The following is a 19,614-nucleotide window of genomic DNA, read 5'->3' as shown; positions in this document are numbered from 1 at the left end:
GAGCGACGGTGTCGGGGTGCGAATCGAGGCTGGACCACCGAGCAAGCAAGGCGATCCGGGGCGGACCGCGGCCGATAACCGCGGGGTTGGTAAAGCCGTACTCCGGATCGGCCGAACGGGCGGCCCGTGGCGCGATTTACCCACCGAAGTGGGCCGTTGGCGTACGGGGTATCTGCGCTTCTCGCGATGGCGTCGCAACGGACGGGAGTGCGTGGCGCACGCGGTGTGCGGGCCGACGCGGAGCAAACGCGGGTGGATCGACTCGAGCGTCGCGCGAGCCCGGCCGCATTCGGCCGGCGCTCGCACAACAGCGGCCCGCAAGCGCTCGGGCGTTCGCGCGGCGGACTCACGAGCAAGCGGCCTCCGGCGCTCGATCAAGCCGGGCGAGCGCTGCGAATGCTCACCGCCGAAGGACAGGTTCCGGATATTTCCCGCGCGCACGAACGGGTCGCGCCTTCGCGCACGGGCCTCGGGTTCGCCGACACCGGCCATGATGCGGATGACGTCGTGAGCGCCCTGCGCGCCGCGCGTGCGAAGGCCGTTATTGCACCGCGCTCGAATCGAAAGACCGAGCGTCGCTGTAGTCGTGTGCGGCATCGAACTCGGAACGGCGTCGAACGCTTTTCCCATCGCATTCAATATTTTCGTCGCGTCTGCCGGCGTGACGACACGCCCGCCGGCCACTATCCCGCCTTGACGGCGCTCGCCCGCGCCTGGGGACGGCCGGTAAGAATGTGCACGGGCCCCGGCGGCACGTTTGGTGGCGTTGGCGCATGAGCGTCGTCGATTCGGCTGCCGCCGACCGCGCGCCCCGGGTGGAGCGCACCGGCACGCTCGCCCCTCACACGCGCGGCTGTCGCTCGTACCGTGAGGCACGCTAGGCGGTGCGACGCCGGCGCCCGCGCCACGGACGCGTGGTTGAGCGCGCGCCACGGGCATTGCCGGGCGCGCCCCATGCGGTGGAGTCGATCGATTTCGCGATGAAGGCGCTTTGCCGTGGCCCGCGTGTGAAGTGTCTGACCGTCGTCGACGACTTCATGAAAGAGGCTGTGGACATTGTCGTCGGCCATGGCATCTCAGGTTTGTCTGTCGCTCGGGCATCGGACCGTGATCGGACCGTGCACCGCGTCCTCGTGGTTGAGCGCAAGGCGGTGCGAACGGACCCGGAGCCCGAATTTACGAGCCGCGCGCTTGACCCGTGGGCGTATGCGAGCGGCGTCACTCTGAAATTGCCGGAGGCGGGCACGCCAACGCGAAAGGCGAACATCGAATCGTTCAACGACGCGTTCCACGACGACGGCTGACCAACGGGCGCCCGATGCGAGCGCACGCTTGGGCCGTCATCGCGGCATGGCGTCAGGACGACAACGGGCCGAGACCGCATAGTGCCCTGAACCAACTTGCGCCATCAACGTTGGCGGCGAACCCTGCGGCAACCGCGCATGCGCCTGCCGTAGGCCCGTACGGTCGTGGCAGTCAAGCGCCGACACGACGCGAATCCGGCGCGGGGTGGGCGAGGCCGCGGCCGCCCGGTGACGGCCCTTCGCCGCCACCGGCGCATCCCAAAGGCGCGTCATGACTTTGGCCCGGTGGGCTTTGGGCTTACCACCCTCCCGTCTGGCTCCACGCTCACGAAATGCTTGCCTAATTTCAGAGTCGTCCGTTCGCCCACCTTGATCGCTTCAAAGTCCCCGGCGGCGGCCTGCCCCGCCAGCGTTTTCAACTCCGTAAAACTGGTCATCCTGCTCTGATGACTCAAATGGGGGTTTAGGACCGCGGCGAAGTGAGCCTTGGCAGGAGTTTGATTGGACTTGAAGAAACGCTCAATGTCCGCCCAGGTGGGGGGCCGGGCTTGTGTCGTCGGCCTTTGAACGCCGCTCGGTGCGGCGTTGTGCGATGGGCGCACCCCAAGCACATTCCTGCTCTCCATGGGGGCGGTAGTCTGCGACTTAATCGGCGCTTCATTCTTTTGCACCAACGACTCGTTACCCGGCGAGATCGTTCTCGGATTGGACAAACCCACGCGATCGCGCCCGCCCGCGTTGGGGCGCCGCGCGTTCTGTCGACCCAAGGGCGTGTGAACTGTGCCCATGCGCAGATGAGTCTTTGCGCCGTTGGGGCCTACCATTTCAAATTCATGGGCGGACTTCTTCGCCAGCTCTCTGAGGGCCAGGAAACCTTCGATCTGGCTCTCGAGGCCAAATTTGGAGGATATGGCGAGTCCAAAATGCAGTTTGGCGGTGTCGATTTTTTCTGAGTCGTTGGGATCGTCAAGCAGCGGTGCGACCGCCTGCCATAGCTGACCGAACCTGTCGAGAGTGAACCACGACTTGACCTGCTCTTCGACGGAGGTGGCCCGAACGTTCGTATCCGCCGGGCGAATCGTTTTCGACGCGACGGGGGACAATGGTCCAGACTGGCGCACGTCAGTGAGTGCAACGCCAGAGTGGGTCGGCGACGAAGCCACTTCCCCGTTCTCCGGGCCCGACGCGTTGGGGGCCGATGGGTCAGTCTCGGGCTTGCCGGGAAGCGCCACCCCGGCGTCGGTCGGCGACGAAGCCACACCCGCGTTCTCCGGGCCCGACGCGTTGGGGGCCGATGGGTCAGTCTCGGGCTTGCCGGGAAGCGCCACCCCGGCGTCGGTCGGCGACGAAGCCACTTCCCCGTTCTCCGGGCCCGACGCGTTGGGGGCCGATGGGTCAGTCCCGCGCTCGTCAGGGAGCGCCACCCCGGCCTCGGTCGGCGACGAAGCGACAACCTGTTTCTCTCGGACAGACGGCTTAAAGTCCAGCACTTGCGCTCGTGACGTGCGCCTAACATGCGCACTGTGCTTCTTTTCCGCCGCCCCGTCAGGCGATTCGTCATATCGGTCAGCAGGCAAAGGCAACCGTGCGCTCGGGATTTCGTCCGGGTGATCCCTCGAGTCCGAGGCGTTGACATTGCCCACCTGGGACAGGTGGGCCCCGGCCGCGTCGTAATCCGCCACCTTGGTGAGTCGACTCTCCCAACTCTCCCAATTCCCCAGCTTCGACGCGCCCAAACTGAGCTCGAGCGGGGTGCCGGTGACGCGCAGCACAACGCTTTCGCCCTGCCGCTCGTAGGTGAATCGAGTGTGGTCCGCCTTCGCCGTCACGTCCATAAGTGCCAGGTAGTGCTCAAGCTTTTCTTGGTCGGTGGGAGCGCCGGCCATGCCCTCGACGGCGGTTTCGGCCGCTGTCAGATTGGTCAGGCCGAGGACGCGGACGATAGCTCGCCAGACTGTCTCAACACAGCCGCGGGCGCGACCGGCTTCGCCTTTTTGGACAGCGGCCAGATCCATGGATTCGGCAGCCAGCTCACTGTCGAGAACGCCTTTGAGCGGCAGTGAAATAAACGGTCTAGCGGAGATCGAGTCGTTGGACATAGTGTTTTCTGCTATCGAGCGGCGCGCCGCCCGCGGCGAGCGTAGCGAGGCCGGCGCCGGGGAAGCGGGCCGCCGGGGCGAGAGTGTCAGCGGTGTTAGAGGGCTGCTTGACATTGTCGTCAAGGGGCGCGCGGCTCGCGTCAGGTGAACACCTGAAGTGGCGGCCGGAACGGCCCACCCAGACCGCTCGCGGGCGCGTGGCCGTCCCAAGCCGCGGGCGGGCGCCGCGAAGGCGAGATAGTGGCCGGCGGGCGTGTCGTCACGCCGGCAGACGCGACGAAAATGTTGAACGCGATGGGAAAAGCGTTCGACGACGTTCCGAGTTCGATGCCGCACACGACTACAGCGACGCTCGGTCTTTCGATTCGAGCGCGGTGCAATAACGGCCTTCGCACGCGCGGCGCGCAGGGCGCTCACGACGTCATCCGCATCATGGCCGGTGTCGGCGAACCCGAGGCCCGTGCGCGAAGGCGCGACCCGTTCGTGCGCCCGGGAAATATCCGGAACCTGTCCTTCGGCGGTGAGCATTCGCAGCGCTCGCCCGGCTTGATCGAGCGCCGGAGGCCGCTTGCTCGTGAGTCCGCCGCGCGAACGCCCGAGCGCTTGCGGGCCGCTGTTGTGCGAGCGCCGGCCGAATGCGGCCGGGCTCGCGCGACGCTCGAGTCGATCCACCCGCGTTTGATCCGCGTCGGCCCGGACGCCGCGTGCGCCACGCACTCCCGTCCGTTGCGACGCCATCGCGAGAAGCGCAGATACCCCGTACGCCAACGGCCCACTTCGGTGGGTAAATCGCGCCACGGGCCGCCCGTTCGGCCGATCCGGAGTATGGCTTTACCAACCCCGCGGTTATCGGCCGCGGTTCGCCCCGGATCGCCTTGCTTGCCCGGTGGTCCAGCCTCGATTCGCGCCCCGACACCGTCGCTCGGTCATGTTCGACTCGCCCCGGCCGCTTGCGCAGACGACACGGGGCACACCCGTTTCATCCAATCCGGGCGGGCGCTACGGTTCGCGCGGCACGGCGACCTTGCCGGAAGGCGCGCGTGGACGCTTGCGCAGACGCGTCGACCCGGGCAGGCCGACGCCGCCGGGAGGTGATGTGCGTCGCTCGGGCGTCACACGCTCGGTTGCGACGTGGCCGGGACCGGGCCGGCCGAACCCCGAACCGCACCGGCAACGGGTGAGGCTTGGGGCGGCTAAGTGAATGCGAGCACGTCAGCGGTAGTTCGGCGTTGCCCGGAGTCGTTGGCCTCGGCTGCGGCGGGCGGGACATCGCCCCGCGGTTCCGTCCGTTGATGAGGGGGGCCTCAGGCGACCGGCGCGAGCGTCGCGAGGTCGGCCGATTCGCTCGTTTTCTCATGGGCACGCCGAGGCATTGGTTCCGTCGTGTACAGGCCGTTGGTCGTGCCAGCCGGCGCGTCGTCACCGCTCTCGCCGCGGCGGCCACTCGAAGGCGCCACGCCCGCTTCGGCCCGGCGTTGGCGGTAGCGAAGCCTGTGGCAAAGCCGGACCTATGGGGCCTCCGAGCGAAAGAGGGATCGGTGTCCTGTCCTCGCCCGGTTGGCGTGCTGTTAGCGCTTATGCAAATGTGGCGCGTACGAAGTCCGGGGGCATCGGGGAACCGACTCGCGGGCCAATCGTCCGAGGCGATGGCGTTGATGACGACCGCACCGAAGTGCCCGCCCGGCCGCGTCGTGACGTGAGGGAAGTCCGACACCCGGCGCTGATTCGGCCGCTGCGCTTCGGCAATTGCGGTGCGCATTCGTTTGCCGCGAACCGCACCCCGCAAGTCTTGTCGTTTCAACAGCCGAGCGACGGTGTCGCGTGCAATCGCCATGCCCTCTCGGGTCATCCGCTCGCGCAGCTTCGGCATGCGACAGACCTGCAGTGCCTCCCACGCGTGAGCCGCGGGTGGCACAATCTTACCGCGTCTCGCGCGGGCGCAGCATCGGCACGGACTCAGCAGCCGGGCCGCCAGGCGTCGGTGGCCCCACGGGGGCGCGAGGTTGATCGACAAAGGCCCTCAGGGCTTGAAACGGCGCTCGAGCTCCGCCAGGGTGAAAAAAGCGCGCTCGCGACCGTGTGAATCTCGTTGCACGACACGGCGTCTTAACCTTGCGCGCCAGGAGCTTTCGCCGTTCGCGCTCACCGGAGGTCCACCGGGTTGGAGGTCCACCGGGTCCCACTTGCCCAATCGCGAGCCGTCTGCGCATACCGCCGATCATTAGCGCCATCGACGCGCGCGCCGTGCGCACCGACGCAGGTTCGGGATGCGGCTCGCGCATCCGAGGTATCGCTCGCGGCCTTCCGCGAAAAATTCGGCGACGTTCCGGTTCATCGCGCCCGCGTCTCAAGATTCGGATTCCTGACAAAGCCCGGGGCCCTCTCAAAACCCGGCGCGCTCCACCCGTTGGGGCCGAGTCCGCCCACGCATGCCGTCGGTTGTTCGGCGCACAACGCCCACCGGCCCCGCCTAATCGCCACCGGCGTCTCGCCTGAGGACCTGGCCAAGCGCTTCGGCGGGCCCATCCCGCCGTCATCCCGCCGTCGTCGCGCCGCCGTCCCGGCGAGTGTCGGTCTTTGCACACGTACGTAAAAATCCGTTTCTTGGCGCACGCCTGCGTGTCCACACGTGGTGTCCGCGACGCGCGGCGAGACGACGCGCCCGCGATGGCGCTTGGCCGGCCATGACTTCAGGTCTTGACCTGATCCCCCGGCCCCCCGGCAATGACAATACTGCACTCGACGGCTAACGCATCACAGCGAAAGACAGGGAGCGGTTCCTCTGACGGCTTACCGGTGATTGAGTACTGGGATTTGTCTCAGGTGAGCTTGAATGGGTGCCGCGCTGTTCCGGCTTGGCGTGAAAAGCAACCGTCTTGAACCGAACGTTTTTTCTTTTGGAGATATGTCATGTCCGAAGTCCTCGCGTTTGAATTCACGCTTCCCGACGAACTTAGCAAGTATGTGATCCCCACCGGAGACACGCTGGTGTCCTGGGTGCCGAGCATCGCCGAACACGCTCAGTATGCCGCTCAGTATGCGGTGACCCTGATGGGGATCGGCTGATTGGCGCACGCACGTGCGCCGGGCGGATACGCGGGCGGCACCATCGGTGCCGCGCGCCGACGCCGGCCGTTGTGCGCCAGGCGACCAGCCTCAATGACCGCTAACGTGCCGTTGACGAGATTATGCCGAGTCGTGGCGTTCGAGGCTCCCTGCCGTTGTCTGCGGAGGATCTGCCATGGGGCTGTCGACGGGAAGTGTCGGCGGCTCGCGCGTGGCTGCCTGGCCCGCGATGGTGCGCGTCGTCGGGCGTCGCCGGCGACGACAAGGAAAAGTTCACGCCCGGTGCTTGACGCGCGGCGGGGCGCTCGCGATACCGCCGGGCCACGCGCGCGCCACGTACCGAGTTTTCATCCCCGGTTTTCCGCTGTTTGCGTCGGCGCCGGCGGTTCCGCGATGACAGACTTGCGGCGAAGCGCCAATGTTGCGCGCTATCCGGACGACCGTCTTCGTCTGTCCGTCAATGGCGGATGATGCCTTCGCCACCGCGGGGCTCGCCGGCTTTGAGACGCCGTCGAAAAGGCTTCCCCGAACCACCTCGTATTTTGTGAGGACGCCCACGCTCGCGCGAAGGGCGCCAGGAACACGAAGGTAACCCAGTGTTCCCGGGAAGTTCGAGCGCGCGCAGTGCGTTTGGTGTGCGAGCGGCGTGGCGAACATCCGTTGAGGGCGGCGGCGGTCGAATCGATTGCGCCGATGATCGGCGGCACACCGCCGACACGGCCTGCGTCGGTCAAGCGCCGCAACAGGCCATCGGTGTTCTCGTGCGTGCCGCGTTGCCATGGACGAGGTGGGGCCGCGAAGACGACTTTCATGCCGCACTCGCGGGTGAAACGGGCGTGATCCGACAGTTCCTTGCCCCGATCCGCGGCCAATGATCGGCACAACTCGGCCGGCAGGGCGGTCGCGGCTTTCTTGCGTGCGTTGGCCGTCGTGACGGCGCGGTCGCCGGCCGGCGGGGGCCGTTTTTCGTGCGCGGCATCCGTCCATAGCCGGGCTCGCGAGGTAAGTGCGCGGGCATTGGGAAGCGGCTTGATCCTGCCACCCGTGGGCCGATCAGCGATCGGTTCCGGCCAATGAATAGGTCGCCCTGCCCCGTGGCCCGGCACCGCGCGATCTTCCGCCTGTGCGGGCCGACTGGAGATCATCCCTTCCTCGCTGAGGCGCGCGCATGCGCGGGCACGCGCTCGTGCCCGGGGAGCTCGCAATGCTTAAGCGGTGCGCAGGAAACCCACGCGCTCGCGCTCGCGCTTGTGCGCGCCGCGCCCTTGAATAGAGAGCGCCTGATGAATGGTGTCGTGAGAGAGCCGCATCGACGCGTCGTGCGGGACATCGACGGGTGATCGACTGGCGATCAATTGGCTAAGCGTGTGCGCGCGGTATCGTGTTGAGCCGCTTCCGCGCAACGTCTCTGAATACGCCCAATGCCTCGGCGAAGGTCGGCGGCTTATCGGACCCGTGGATCAGGGCGATGAGCTTCGTCTCGTATTCTTCGGCAGTCTGTTTGTCGTTGCCCATCGTTTGCGGCGCGGCGCTCATGCACGCGGCGGGATTTTCCCAAAACGCTTTGTGACGCGTGAATTCGCCCGGATCCAACGCCACCGAGTCATTGAAGTGCGCAGCCGCTCGGTGAGCCACGGCTTGTTCTTCCTTGACGACGCACCCCACATCATAGAGGTGGCGGACTAATGCGTTGTCCCCATCGTTCCGCTTGCCGGCGCGATGCTCGGCAAATTGACGGAGGAATGAAAGTACCTTTTCCGCGAGCGTTTCTTCGACAGCCACGCATGACATCGTGAACGCCGATGCGTCTCTGTTCGCCAACCGGTGGGCGAGATATCCGATGGACTGCTGGGATGTTGCGAAGTGTGGCGTTCGAGTCGTAAATTCGCGTTTGAGGTGCGGACGCAGGCCGGTGTCGGTGGCGTACTGCTCTTGGTGGCGTACCGCTCCTGGTATAACCAACCGTTGGCGAAGTATCCGTTTGCATTTCGAGCCGTAGCCGCGTCAGCGATTTCCGCAAAACCCAATCCCTACGAGCTGTCAGCGACTTGCTTCTTTAGCGCTGACAGATGCGCTTTTAGTTGATTCTGAGAAAGGGAGGTAGCCGGCGCGAGAACGCAACTTCTTTATCCCATCATGGAAGGTTGCCCTGTGCCCCGTCCGCTCGCCGTCGATTTGCCGGGCGATCCACCGCCCCACCCGGCACCCCGCGATACGCTACTGCGCGTGCCGGATGCCGAACGCCATCAGGCCGCCGCGCTTGGCGCTGGGGGGCGCGTGCTCGTGGGTACTGGATTGCACCGAAGGGGGCCGACCTGCTGCGCTTCGCCCGCCGGCGTCGGTAGTGCTTACGGCTTGCCGAGTGCTTTGCGCAGCACGGACAGAGCGATAACGAGCGTGTGCGGTTTGTCCGTCAAGGGGACGAAACCGAGGTGTTCATAGAAGCGTTTCGCGTCGTCGTCTGTGGCGTCAACCATCAGCGCGAGCATGCCAATATCTGAGGCCATCACGCGAGCGGCGGCGTCGAAAATCAGCGATACGCCCAGCCCGTGCCCGGCATGTGCCGTGTGCACGGCAAGACGGCCCATGAGCGCCACCGGCACCGGGTCGCGGGGCAGTTTGTTGACGAGCGCGGCGGGTAAGTCGTCAAGCGGAACACTGGCCGCCGACAGGGTGTAGAAACCCGCGATACTGTCATCAGGGGCAAGGGCTACAAAGCATTTCGCAAGGTCGCGCTTCACATCCTGCGAGACGTGTTGCTTGAGATATGTATCTAAAGCCGGTTTGCCACACGTAAAGGGCGTGCGGCCCATGCTCGGGGTAAGCGCGACAAAGCGAAATTGCGTCATTCATCCGCCTGTAATTGCCGGTACTTCTTCGCGCCTCGCATCAGCGCCGGGGCCGGTTCGGCGGGCGAGAGAAGCGCGTTAAAAAAACGATGTTGGTCGGCCACCGAAAGGCGAACGAGATTGGTTTGCTCGATCACCTTGGTTGCGGCTTCCCAAATCGCGGCGATAGCGAAATCGGACATCGAGCGACCTTGAATGTCTGCCGCCTGCTCAAGCAGGGCGCGGACTTCGGTCGGGATTCGAGCCTCAAATCGGGCGGTTGCGTTCATGCTTTTGGCCTCTGGGTACTGGGGTTCGGATACTTGGCTACGTGTACTTTGGGGGATAGGAGTGATTGGCGATGCCGAGCCACGAAGACGCTCGCCCGGCAAAGATCATACGGAGGTCATCCGTACAACGATTAAGATTATACGGCAATTTTCCGTACAGAGAAACGTTGTCGGCCGCGAGCGCAGTGACACACCATCGGGAGACGGAGTCATGCGTGACGAGAAGCCAAAGCACACGCGCCGCCCTCGCGGCCAAGCCTACGCCCCGACCGACGAAGACCGCGCCACGGTCACGGGCCTGCTGCGTTTGGGCGTGCCGCCGAGCCGGTGCCGTGCCCCCATCACGAACCCGGCCACCGGCCGCGCGCTGGAATGGCCGACGTTCGCCCAAGCGTTCGCGCAGGAACCGGCAACGGCCGCCGATTCGGGCCGACTCGCCGTGCATGAAACGCTTTTATGGATGGCGACACAGCACACACCCACGTCCCCCGGCCGGCGCGCCACTGATATCTACATGAGCGCCCACGGCGCGGCCGCGTTCCGCCGCCACGGCCACACAACGCCGGACGAACCGGAATGTAACGCCGGATTCGATCACCCGCCGATTACCAACGCTAAGGAAGCGCCGGCGGTGCTCGAAGCAATGGAGCGACGCTACGGGCGCGGCTGCATCGGCCAAGCGTGACCGCCTGCCCGGCCCTACGCTGCCCCGGCCGTCCGGCCGCTGCCCATCGCCCGCAACGCTGGTGCGCTGAGTAGCAGCGTGCCGACGTTCGTTCGCGTGAAGTCCTGCCACGCCCCGCGCTCAACCGATCCCGTGACCTGCGGCCAGAGAAAAACGCCGTGAGGTACGACCGCGCCGGGCACCCATACGGGCATGTCGGCACGATTGAGCCCATAGACGAAGACAGGAGGCGGGGCAGGCTTGCGCATGGGGCAGCTCGTGACGGGGGGAATACGACGGCAACGCGTGCCGGTGTCAGTAAATAAGTATCACGCGAAGTAATGATCGCCCGTTAGGGGGTGCCCCTATGTGGTTCGTCAAGCACCAGGGGCAGTCTTGGGTTGATAAAAAGTTCCGTCGCGCAGCATGGCAAAAAGCACGTCGCAGCGCCGGCGAGCCGGCGCGATCAGTGCTTGGTTGTGGCGTTTGCCCTGCTGGATTTTGCGGCTGTAATAAGCGCGCGAGATCGGGTCTCGCAACGCCGCAAATGCTGAGAGAAACAAGGCGCGTTTTAGCACTCTGTTACCCCGCCGAGAGGGGGCTCGCCGCGAATCGAGGAGCCCGAGCGCCGGGTCACCGGCGCAAGCCCGGCGTACGCAGCCAGGTGGGCGGCCGAGACAAAGGCTTTGTGTGCCACCTCGGTGAGGAGTCGTGCAGCGCTCCTGAGGCCGACTCCCGGCATGCTACTCAGGACCGGCCAAAGAGGGTGGCTTTGTACCAAACGCTCGACTTCGGCAGCAATCTCGTCGCGTTGCTTTCGCAGCGCGGCGAGTTGTTGGGCTGGACGCGGCTTCACCAGCGTGGCGGCGGGGGTGCCGGGCACGACCACGGTTTGCTCGGTAAGCGCTTGCGAGATCGCGGCGGCGAGGTTTTTGCCGCTGCGTGGTGCGAGCTTGATCAGGCGATTGGCGAGAGTTTTCCGCCCCGCGCGGGCCAGTGCTGCCAGCGATGGAGATCGCTCAATTAAATCGAGTACGGCAGGGTGACCCAGGCGAGGCCCGAGCACGTGCTCAGGCGCGGGATGAAACTGTGTGAGCAGGCCGCGAATGCGGTCGCCGGTGTGATTGACCTGCTCGGCCAAATCGTCGTCGAAGCCGCACGGCATCGTCCGCTCGGCGAGCGGCTCATCGGCCAGACGCAGCGAGCGCAAGGTATGTGGCATGGCGCGCGCGGCTTCGGCGATGACTGCGGCGTCGCGCGCGTCAGTCTGGGCTTCGCCGGCCTGCAGATCGGCGATGCGACGCATGGCCAGACTTGGCAAGTCAGCGACGAGTGCACCGGCGTCACGGGCCACGGCCAGTGGCAGAGCGCCGAGGGGGGCGGGCTGATCGACGACAAACAGAAGCCGGCCGTGCGTCTTGAGCTCATTGATGAGAGCGCGCAGTTGGGCCTCGTCGTTCGGCAGAGCCTTGTTGTAGAGGCGGCGGCCGGTGCGATCGAGGGCGACGGCAGGGTGATGGCCTTTGCCGACGTCGACGCCGATGAAGACATCGACGGCGCCATGAAGGGGAAATGAAGCGTTTTGCATTGCAGTTTGCCCAAGCAGTGAGTGGGCCTGCAAAAAACCATGGTGGCGTAAGGGGCGTTGCTTCCTGCGCCGGATCCGCCATGGCGCCTTGGCTCGTTGTCAACCAACCGACCTGAGCTTACCGTCACGATGGCGCCGCCGGCGTCTCCGGGCGGCCCGGGGGGCGCTAAGCGCCCGCCAGGCGTGGCGGCGGGGACGGTCACCGGGTCGCCGGGGTCATGGCGCTTGCCACGAGAGCAGTAAGGACTCGAAGTACCTCTGAGCGACGGCGGCCGCCTCGGCGTACCGAGGCGCGTCGACGGGGTCTTCGCGAGCCTTGGCCAATTCGCTGCGGGCCAGCGCGTAGAACGCCAAAGCTTTCTGGGCCTCCGCGCCGGCCTGCTCGGGCCGCCCCGCGCCCCGATGCTCTGCCACGGCGGCCTCGCAGCGCTGTCCGACGGCCAGGTAGCACAGGCCGGCACTGCCGTGATCGCCTTCTATCGTGAAGAGCTCGGCGGCCGCCTCGGCGTACCGAGGCGCGTTGACGGGGTCTTCGCTCGCCTTGGCCAATTCGCTGCGGGCCAGCGCGTAGAACGCCAAAGCTCTCCGGGCCTCCGCGCCGGCCTGCTCGGGCCGCCCTGCGCCCCGATGCGCTGCCACGGCGGCCTCGCAGCGCTGTCCGATTTCCAGGTAGCACAGGCCGGCACTGCCGTGATCGCCTTCTATCGTGAAGAGCATGGCGGCCGCCTCGGCGTACCGAGGCGCGTTGACGGGGTCTTCGCTCGCCTTGGCCAATTCGCTGCGGGCCAGCGCGTAGAACGCCAAAGCTCTCTGGGCCTCCGCGTCGGCCTGCTCGGGCCGCGCCGCGCCCCGATGCGCCGCCACGGCGGCCTCGCAGTGCTGTCCGATGGCCAGGTAGCACAGGCCGGCACTGCCGTGATCGCCTTCCAACCTGAAGAGCTCGGCGGCCGCCTCGTAGTCGCACACCTTCACCAAGCTATGCCCGGCGGCCGGGTGATCGGGCGTCACCCAATGGGCGAGCGCGGCGCTGTGGGCGGCACGCACGGCCTGCTCGACGGCGGCCTCGGCCAGCGTGAACTGATTGGCCTGACACTGTATCTTTGCGACGTCGGCCCAGATGTCGGAGATCTCGTCGAGGAGGGCTGCGGCCTGTGGGCACAACCCCAAATCCACGAAGGCCGAGGCGGAGACTGCGCCAACGACGAGGGCCAACTTGGGCAGCTCCAACGCTCGATAGAAGGCGGCCGCTACCGCCAAATCGCAGGTGGCCCGCGTCACGGCGTCCAGGGCTGCCGCCGCGTCGCTGGGTTGGGGCGGCACGCGTGCGGTGAGGGCGAGCGCATACGCGAGCTCAAGCTTGCTGGCCGCAATGAATCCGACGACGGCGGCCACACGGTTATCGGCCTGCGCGTGTGCGTCCCCGGCGTGGCGATGGAGGTGGGCCACCCACGTTTCCTTACCCGGCACATGCGCGAAGCGCTTCGCGGCGGCCTCGAAGCAGATGGCGGCCTGTGCGTGCTCGCCGCGCGCCAGGCAGGCCTTCGCGTCTTGGTACCACACCGCGCCATCCAGATGCCACCGGTCCTCTTCCTTAAGGTGCGTGCCAAACCCGTTGGGCGGCGCGGTGGGGTCGAGGCTTCGCCGCAGCGCCTCCGCGCCGGTGGGCGAAAGATGGCGCGCCAGGCTCATCAGCGCGGTCTCGCGCGGCGCCAACGCCGTGCCAAGCGGGTGCCCGTCATCGAAGTGCGCGTGGAGCATGAGCTCGACAAGGCCGATGAGGTCCCCCTCGGGGTCCGTGCCGTCAAAGTTCGCGTCGCGCAAGTTATGCAGCGCGGGCACCCGGAGGAGCGCCTCACGCGTCTCGATCAGCGCCTGGACGTCCTGCAGGTCGGGGGGGATGACCGGCATCGCGTCGGGGTCGCCGACGGGGGCGTTGATGGGCATAAGCTGGTCAACCGGCGCGGTGCCGGGATTGGCGACCTTCTTCAACATAAGGAGCTCCTCGAGCAGGCCTCGGCGACGGCCGGTGCCGGGCGGCATGGGGCCGCCCACAAAAGCGTTAGCGTAGGAGGGGGCGCCGGGGGCGGAACTCAGGTGGACACCTGAAGTCATGACCGGTGCGCCGCTTCACCCCGCGTGCTCGAAGGCCGGGAGGCGATTCGACATCGGGAAGTCCAGTGGCAAGCGATGCCGACGCCGCGTGGATGACCGACGTAAAAGCGCATGCAAATGCATCACGTCGTGCGCGCTCCGCAGGTCACCACCGGGCTCGATTTCTTTGGCCAAGGGGCGCCCGAACCCGCACCACCGGCGTACGAGGCGCAGCGCGCGAGGTTTGTTTGAGTCGGACGGAATCCGTGTATGCCAACGGATGGGGATATCAGGCGGTGATTTCGTCGGAGAAGTATCGGGCGGTGTATGCCGCAGGCGATACATCATCGCGCCGGGCCCGAATGCGTTGTCGATTGCAGAACAGTTCGATGTACGCAGTGATCGTTTGTCGGGCTTGCGCTCGCGGGGCGAAACGGGCGTTATTCGCCGGCTCGGTTTTTTACGTGCCCCAGAACGATTCGATTGGGGCGTTATCGTAACAATTGCCTTTGCGCCTCATCGATGCCTGCATCTGGAATTGCCCGAGCAGCTGCTGATAATCGTGGGAGCAATATTGGCTCCCTCTGTCGGTGTGTTGGATCAGCCCGGCCGGCGGCCGGTGTGCGCTTGTCGCCCGCAATAACGCCTGCATGACGAGCTGTTTGGCCATGCGATCGCTCATCGCCCACCCCACAATTTCACCGCTCCATAGGTCTTTGGGTCCGGCCAGATAGAGCCCGCCTTCGTCAGTGGCGATACAGGTGATGTCACCGCATCAAACCCGATTGGGGGCCTGAACGCTGCACGATTGCACCGACAGGTTGGGTGCCACCGGCAAAGCATGGCGCGAGTTTGTCGTCGCCTTGCACTTGCGCTTTTGCCGGCAACGCAGGCCCGGTTGACTCCGGAGACGTGTGATGCGATGCACATCAACCCGGGAACCGCGCCCGGCCAATTCACTTTGCCGCCGCTCGGGACCGAACGTTTCACGCGTGCGACGGTGAGCGGCTCTTATTTCGGTTGCCGGCCGGGGCTCTGCCTGCGCTCGCCTCGAAGGTTGACGCCCCCGCCAAGCGTGGTATCCGCTGTCCGAGCCACTCGGCAGGCGACACAGTGTCGGCACCGGATAGCGGGGTCGCACCTGTTCAATCGTGGCGTACTTCATCGCGACTTCCTGGCGAAGTAGGCCGCAAATTTTTTTACAGATCACGCGCCATCTTGACTTCTGCGAGCTCGCGCTTGACGCGGCTCAGCGCTGACTCGGCCTCAGTCTTCGGACGTTGTGTGCTGCCGATCTTCGCGAGGTCCGCGGCCTTGTCCGAGCGTTGCCGGTTCGCCGGCGTCTTGATCGAGATTGACAGCCGCCCGGCCGCCGCGCTGCTGCCCACCTCGTGCGCCAGCTTGACTGCTTCTGCACGAAACGCCGGGGTATAGCTCGCTTTGGGAATTCGATGCATGGTGCTCTCCGTCTCGTCATTGTACGAAACGTTGGCTTCCCCTTTTTCCGACCGATCTCACAAACCCTCCAGGACACAGAAGTCACCGCGTAGCTCGTCGCCCCGCCTGATGCTCCCGATCGTCAAGCGTGAGCCGGAAAAGGCCAAGCGCCAGATGAACCTACCGCAAGCGGTACCTACCGAGTTACGCGACTATCAGCGCGACTATCAGCGCGACTATCAGGAAATGAACGAGGTGGAGATTTCGCTCAATTTCATTATCGAGCGCATACTCATCCAACCCATGAAACGAGACAAAGCTTTTCAGACGTGGAAAGTGACTGGTAAAGCGGACGTGTGAACCGCTATGCAAGGCGATTGAACACTATTTGGTCACGACGGCGCGTCGAGGTTTCGACACCGTCGCGCCAATGATCGAGGGAGTATCTGTCGAGTTTTCTCCTCATGCCGGTGCTATCGATCCAACCGACGGGGCCGCTCCAATCCTGGACGGGATCGTTCAAGTCCTTGACGGGATCGTTCAAATTCGGGACGGGCCGCTTCGTAGGCCGAAACTTTCCGACGGTATCCGGGATCTCATCGATTGGACCGCTGGCTGCTTCGATGACTTTGGCCACTTCCTTGGCCGCTTCCTTTTCTGCGGGCGTTGCTTCGTCCTCTGCTCCGCGATTTGCTATGCGTATTTCATCTCGCACAGCTGAAATCTCAAGTGATACGTTTTGCAACGAATGCACAGTCGTGGCTATTTCCTCGAAACTTTCGATGGTGCAATCGGTGCGATCAATGTCTATGCTCAACATTCTTAGCTTGGGCAGATGACGCAAAGAAGCGCATAAAAAATCAATTACCTTATCGTTGACGTGAAGATTGTCGCCAAGATAGAGAGTCAATTCCTCCAAGCAAGGCAATTTTTGCAAATCGGCCATATATTTGCAGAAATCACCGCAGCCAATTCCCCAGCTGTTCTGGAAATCAAAGACAACCGATTTTAGTTTTGGTGTGTATGATAAATTATAAAATAGTCTATCAAATGATCTTTGAGAAAAACTATTGGTATCTACGCCGACCGCTAGATATTCAAGCATGGGAAGGCATCGTAAAGCATTTCCCAAAGACCTTAGTGATTCAAAGTTTGTGTGCTGCCGATTGAAGCGCGACGAATTTAGATTAAGCACAAAAGCATGCAAATCTTTTATTTCTTCTATCGCCTTAATCAGTGGTTTAATGATCCGTGCGTCGAGGTTTTGGGGTGTGCTATCCAGCACGCTGACTTCTATGCTTTTAATAGAATTCTTGTTGCGTCGTATGAATTTTGCTAATTCACTGAGGTGATTTTGAGAAATTTCTACGCCTCGAAATTGGACTCGTAAACGATGCAATGGCCGCTTGAATCCACATGTGAAAGAAGGGTCAAGTCCTTGCGCGCTCAAGGGTAAGTCTGGGTCGTAGGTTAGACTATTGAATGAGACATCGAGACTATTAATGTATAGATTCTTTTCTTGCGCCACGTCATTGATCCCGACGCCGTGGGGCAAGTCCAGAGGGGCACAGTGTTTATCGTTCACCTTGGCCGCCAACTCACCGGCGCCCCATTCGTCAATGGTCATGCTGTAACTCACTAACGATACCTGCATAGTTCAACTCCGGAAAAATAAGTACCGGTGAATGGGGACCCTATTACGGATGGCCGTCCTTGCTTGGGTATGAAATGCTGACAGTCATAATCGCTAAGGGAGTAGCGTCATCGCCTTGCGAAGGCGCAACTGAGATAAATACACGCCGAACACGAGCAGCAGGACGACTCCCCCGCAGGCTCTTATGGACACAGTACGGGTCGCGCTGATTGTTTCCGCCGCAAAGCGACGCATCAGTGGGGCGCTCGATGGCGAGCACATCGCGGCGGGTTCGTGCGCGTGCCACGTGGCGTACGTGGCGAACGTTCGTCCCCGCACACTGGGATGTCAAAAGGAAGAGGAAGCGCGGAACCACATATTCGTCCTGGGGAAGGTAGGCACGCCGACGACCATAAATGGCTTTTACTCTGTAAAAATGTGTTTTTCTTTCGGAAGTGAGCGTTAACCTACCGATTTCGTCATCAACAGGGTCGTCGAAAAGGGACCTTGGCGAGGACCCCTTTCACGGACGCACACGCGGACGCACACCGGGCGCTTCTGCTCGAGCGTATCGCGTTGCAAAACGCCTAAGTCGTGCAACACCGTGCTTGCCACCGTGCGGCCGAGTGTCAGCAGGTGACGAAATATGCCGAACCGGTCTTGAACCGCCAGGCATCGTTGCACATCAACAGCCTCAATAGGGACGCTTCTTCTGAGGCTTACATACCGTCGCATGTAGGGTGGTTGGGAGGGAGGTCGGGAGCTTCGCCTCTTCTCGTTTGGAATGGGGAACGCGACGTTGGACGACGAGATGCGCGGATCGATGGGCACGAAATTAAACATCATTCGATGCTATAATCGTGCCGTTGGACTGTTAACGGGGCGAACCATGCGGACGACTTTGGCGCTTGATGATGATCTTTTGGCGAAGGCTCAAGCCTTCACCGGCTTGCAGGAAAAATCGGCGCTGATCCGCGAGGCACTCAAGGCGTTGATCGAGCGTGAAAGCGCCCGCCGCTTGGCGCGTTTGGGGGGAACCGAGGCTGACCTTGGTGACATTCCTCGACGCCAAACGCAGCCTGCATGATTCTGGTCGACACGTCAGTGTGGATTGATCACTTGCGCGCGGGTGATGCGGCACTCGTCCGGTTGCTTGAGACCGGACGAGTGCTGGTGCATCCGTACGTCATCGGTGAACTTGCTCTCGGAAGCTTGAAGAACCGTGAGCTTGTGATTTCAACGCTGGGGGATCTGCCTCGCGTGACCGTGGCCACGCACGAAGAGGTGCAGCGCTTCGTGGGTGAGCAAACCCTCTTTGGATGCGGGATTGGCTACGTGGACGTGCATCTGCTGGCCGCGACGCGTTTAACGCCGGGGGCGGCTTTATGGACCAGAGACACGCGTCTGGCCGCGACAGCGGCGCGGCTTTCGTTGGCGGCCAACATCCTGCATCAGGCTGTGCGTTGGCCTGCTATTCGTGGAATCAGTGGTCTTTAAATTCATAGGCTTGCTGCAATGGCACCATGCCGGGAGTCGTTAAACACGCTTGCCGGGCATCCTTTGCGACACCGGGCTCCGCGCCCCCGCCCGCGCTTAATGGCCTGTCGGCGGCTCGAATCCCCCTCGCTTCGCCACCCATATTTATGCGGGTGTCCGGGCAGTTAGGCAAACGCGGTTGCTTGCACGCCCGATCGACGGGGTGAGCACCCGCAGCGACATCCGGCAAGCTTTGGCGGGGTGCGGCAAGCCGATGCGTTTGCCGGTGACGCGCCGCTCTTTGAGCACGGCAGCATCCGCGAAGCGGCGTGCATGGCGCACGCGCGACGCAAGACGTGCGAGCTGCATACGGTATGTTCCAACGCCATTACATAAGAAGCGCTGCGCCGCCTCGGCGAGCCATATCTCGCATAGAAGCCGAAATCCGGGGCAAACCGGCGGACGAGCGACGGCAAGTGCGGCGGCAAGTGCGACGGGTACGGGCCGTACCTCGGCTCGAAGCGTTACGGCAGTGGTACGCACCCGTGCCGCCAACACTCTGCGCAAAGTCCGACACCGTCCGCGCGATTCCGTACGCCCTGAACCGCCGGCCCGCGCCCGCGTATGACTGCGAGGACGGGCGGGCGCAGATCGATAACCTGATGGCCGAGCGTGCGCTGCGCGGCGTGGCGATTGGCCGCCGCAATGACCCGGTTGCCGGCGCCGCCTCGGGCGGTGAGCGTGCTGCGGCTGTGTAAAGCCTGCTCGGCACGGCGCGCTTGAACGGCATTAACCCGCAAGCGTACCTCGCCTATGTGCTTGAGCGCATTGCCGATCACCCGGCCGATCACCCGGCCGATCGGCTCGACGGGGTGCCGCCAGGGAACGTGGCGCAGCCACTGCCTGACACCGCCAAGATCGAGCCCCGGTCGCCCACCACCCTTGTCCGGTGCGTCAACAACCCGATCCCCGGTACCCATCGAGTGCTTATGTTGCAGGGACGCTTGCGTAGCGGCGACTTTTTTCGCCAGGCGTGAGTCTGACCTTGCAGGACCGGCTCGAAAGGCTGACACCCAAAGCGCCCGCATCACCTTTGCTGTGGCGCTGCGTGCGTGACCGGAACCCCTCGGAGATGCCG

The 19,614-nt window shown here is 64.0% G+C and carries 13 protein-coding genes and 6 pseudogenes; 8 read left to right on the top strand and 11 right to left on the bottom strand.

Going from position 1 to position 19,614, the window contains the following annotated elements:
• The first annotated feature begins 16 nt into the window (after positions 1-16).
• Positions 17-777, top strand: a protein-coding gene (locus tag MB84_RS31865; protein WP_425415928.1) for an IS5 family transposase whose coding sequence is annotated in 2 segments (ribosomal slippage) — positions 17-302 and positions 302-777 — 762 coding nt in all. Because the reading frame shifts where the segments join, the coding sequence is not laid out codon by codon here.
• A gap of 86 nt (positions 778-863) precedes the next feature.
• A pseudogene (locus MB84_RS31350) lies at positions 864-1,453 on the top strand (integrase core domain-containing protein); the annotation flags it as partial.
• Positions 1,454-1,573: 120 nt separating this feature from the next.
• On the opposite strand, the gene MB84_RS30360 reads toward MB84_RS31350, so the two are convergent.
• Together MB84_RS30360 and MB84_RS29600 are read right to left on the bottom strand one after the other, a co-directional pair.
• Positions 1,574-3,403, bottom strand: a complete 1,830-nt coding sequence (locus MB84_RS30360) for a hypothetical protein (RefSeq protein ID WP_157123095.1) — start codon at positions 3,401-3,403, stop codon at positions 1,574-1,576.
• A gap of 216 nt (positions 3,404-3,619) precedes the next feature.
• A pseudogene (locus tag MB84_RS29600) lies at positions 3,620-4,305 on the bottom strand (IS5 family transposase); the annotation flags it as partial.
• Between the two features lie 2,008 nt (positions 4,306-6,313).
• Between MB84_RS29600 and MB84_RS30355 the strand changes: the two are divergent.
• Positions 6,314-6,469 (top strand): hypothetical protein, encoded by a 156-nt coding sequence (locus MB84_RS30355; protein ID WP_157123093.1) that lies wholly within the window; start codon positions 6,314-6,316, stop codon positions 6,467-6,469.
• Between the two features lie 719 nt (positions 6,470-7,188).
• On the opposite strand, the pseudogene MB84_RS31345 reads toward MB84_RS30355, so the two are convergent.
• The 4 genes and pseudogenes from MB84_RS31345 to MB84_RS27240 all read right to left on the bottom strand — a co-directional run.
• Positions 7,189-7,821, bottom strand: a pseudogene (locus MB84_RS31345) (transposase); the annotation flags it as partial.
• A gap of 7 nt (positions 7,822-7,828) precedes the next feature.
• Positions 7,829-8,431, bottom strand: coding sequence for a nucleotidyl transferase AbiEii/AbiGii toxin family protein (locus tag MB84_RS29595; protein WP_169835096.1), 603 nt, complete (start codon positions 8,429-8,431; stop codon positions 7,829-7,831).
• Between the two features lie 386 nt (positions 8,432-8,817).
• On the bottom strand, positions 8,818-9,318 hold the full coding sequence (locus tag MB84_RS27245) for a GNAT family N-acetyltransferase (protein ID WP_052654168.1): 501 nt from the start codon (positions 9,316-9,318) through the stop codon (positions 8,818-8,820).
• Positions 9,315-9,587 carry a type II toxin-antitoxin system TacA family antitoxin gene (locus tag MB84_RS27240; protein ID WP_052654165.1) on the bottom strand — a complete coding sequence of 91 codons (273 nt, stop codon included), beginning with the start codon at positions 9,585-9,587 and terminating at the stop codon, positions 9,315-9,317. The genes MB84_RS27245 and MB84_RS27240 overlap by 4 nt, the downstream gene beginning before the upstream one ends.
• Before the next feature lie 211 nt (positions 9,588-9,798).
• Between MB84_RS27240 and MB84_RS27235 the strand changes: the two genes are divergently transcribed.
• Entirely contained in the window at positions 9,799-10,272 is a 474-nt protein-coding gene (locus MB84_RS27235) for a hypothetical protein (RefSeq protein ID WP_052654163.1), read from the top strand.
• A gap of 14 nt (positions 10,273-10,286) precedes the next feature.
• Here the strand turns inward: MB84_RS27235 and MB84_RS27230 are convergent, their stop codons facing one another.
• The 4 genes and pseudogenes from MB84_RS27230 to MB84_RS27215 all read right to left on the bottom strand — a co-directional run bounded on the left by MB84_RS27230 (position 10,287) and on the right by MB84_RS27215 (position 15,387).
• On the bottom strand, positions 10,287-10,520 hold the full coding sequence (locus tag MB84_RS27230; protein WP_052654161.1) for a hypothetical protein: 234 nt from the start codon (positions 10,518-10,520) through the stop codon (positions 10,287-10,289).
• A 108-nt stretch (positions 10,521-10,628) separates the two neighbouring features.
• Positions 10,629-11,839, bottom strand: a pseudogene (locus tag MB84_RS27225) (IS110 family RNA-guided transposase).
• Between the two features lie 216 nt (positions 11,840-12,055).
• Positions 12,056-13,831 carry a tetratricopeptide repeat protein gene (locus MB84_RS27220; RefSeq protein WP_157123089.1) on the bottom strand — a complete coding sequence of 592 codons (1,776 nt, stop codon included), beginning with the start codon at positions 13,829-13,831 and terminating at the stop codon, positions 12,056-12,058.
• Positions 13,832-14,219: 388 nt separating this feature from the next.
• Positions 14,220-15,387: pseudogene (locus MB84_RS27215) on the bottom strand (IS3 family transposase).
• Between MB84_RS27215 and MB84_RS27205 the strand changes: the two are divergent.
• The gene (locus MB84_RS27205; RefSeq protein WP_245725603.1) at positions 15,386-15,727 is read left to right on the top strand and encodes a hypothetical protein; all 342 of its coding nucleotides are present in this window, start codon (positions 15,386-15,388) and stop codon (positions 15,725-15,727) included. The pseudogene MB84_RS27215 and the gene MB84_RS27205 overlap by 2 nt on opposite strands.
• Positions 15,728-15,731: 4 nt before the next feature.
• Here MB84_RS27205 and MB84_RS30350 read toward each other — a convergent pair whose 3' ends face one another.
• Positions 15,732-16,994, bottom strand: coding sequence for a hypothetical protein (locus MB84_RS30350; protein ID WP_157123087.1), 1,263 nt, complete (start codon positions 16,992-16,994; stop codon positions 15,732-15,734).
• 895 nt (positions 16,995-17,889) lie between these two features.
• Between MB84_RS30350 and MB84_RS27195 the strand changes: the two genes are divergently transcribed.
• From MB84_RS27195 to MB84_RS31655, 3 genes and pseudogenes are all read left to right on the top strand, one after another.
• Positions 17,890-18,087 (top strand): type II toxin-antitoxin system VapB family antitoxin, encoded by a 198-nt coding sequence (locus MB84_RS27195; protein ID WP_052654621.1) that lies wholly within the window; start codon positions 17,890-17,892, stop codon positions 18,085-18,087.
• Positions 18,084-18,497: a type II toxin-antitoxin system VapC family toxin gene (locus MB84_RS27190; RefSeq protein WP_052654150.1), complete on the top strand. Its 414-nt coding sequence runs from the start codon at positions 18,084-18,086 to the stop codon at positions 18,495-18,497. Before MB84_RS27195 ends, MB84_RS27190 begins: the two co-directional genes overlap by 4 nt.
• Before the next feature lie 180 nt (positions 18,498-18,677).
• Positions 18,678-19,402 (top strand): annotated as a pseudogene (locus tag MB84_RS31655) (IS66 family transposase); the annotation flags it as partial.
• Positions 19,403-19,614 lie beyond the last annotated feature (212 nt).

The organism is Pandoraea oxalativorans (assembly GCF_000972785.3).
Lineage (GTDB): Bacteria > Pseudomonadota > Gammaproteobacteria > Burkholderiales > Burkholderiaceae > Pandoraea > Pandoraea oxalativorans.
This window is presented reverse-complemented; position numbering and strand designations above follow the sequence as displayed.

Coding starts and splice junctions, on each gene's coding strand:
- MB84_RS30360 (WP_157123095.1), bottom strand. CDS start 3,403: ATGTCCAACGACTCGATCTCCGCTAGACCGTTTATTTCACTGCCGCTC.
- MB84_RS30355 (WP_157123093.1), top strand. CDS start 6,314: ATGTCCGAAGTCCTCGCGTTTGAATTCACGCTTCCCGACGAACTTAGC.
- MB84_RS27245 (WP_052654168.1), bottom strand. CDS start 9,318: ATGACGCAATTTCGCTTTGTCGCGCTTACCCCGAGCATGGGCCGCACG.
- MB84_RS27240 (WP_052654165.1), bottom strand. CDS start 9,587: ATGAACGCAACCGCCCGATTTGAGGCTCGAATCCCGACCGAAGTCCGC.
- MB84_RS27235 (WP_052654163.1), top strand. CDS start 9,799: ATGCGTGACGAGAAGCCAAAGCACACGCGCCGCCCTCGCGGCCAAGCC.
- MB84_RS27230 (WP_052654161.1), bottom strand. CDS start 10,520: ATGCGCAAGCCTGCCCCGCCTCCTGTCTTCGTCTATGGGCTCAATCGT.
- MB84_RS27220 (WP_157123089.1), bottom strand. CDS start 13,831: ATGTTGAAGAAGGTCGCCAATCCCGGCACCGCGCCGGTTGACCAGCTT.
- MB84_RS27205 (WP_245725603.1), top strand. CDS start 15,386: ATGGTGCTCTCCGTCTCGTCATTGTACGAAACGTTGGCTTCCCCTTTT.
- MB84_RS30350 (WP_157123087.1), bottom strand. CDS start 16,994: ATGACCATTGACGAATGGGGCGCCGGTGAGTTGGCGGCCAAGGTGAAC.
- MB84_RS27195 (WP_052654621.1), top strand. CDS start 17,890: ATGCGGACGACTTTGGCGCTTGATGATGATCTTTTGGCGAAGGCTCAA.
- MB84_RS27190 (WP_052654150.1), top strand. CDS start 18,084: ATGATTCTGGTCGACACGTCAGTGTGGATTGATCACTTGCGCGCGGGT.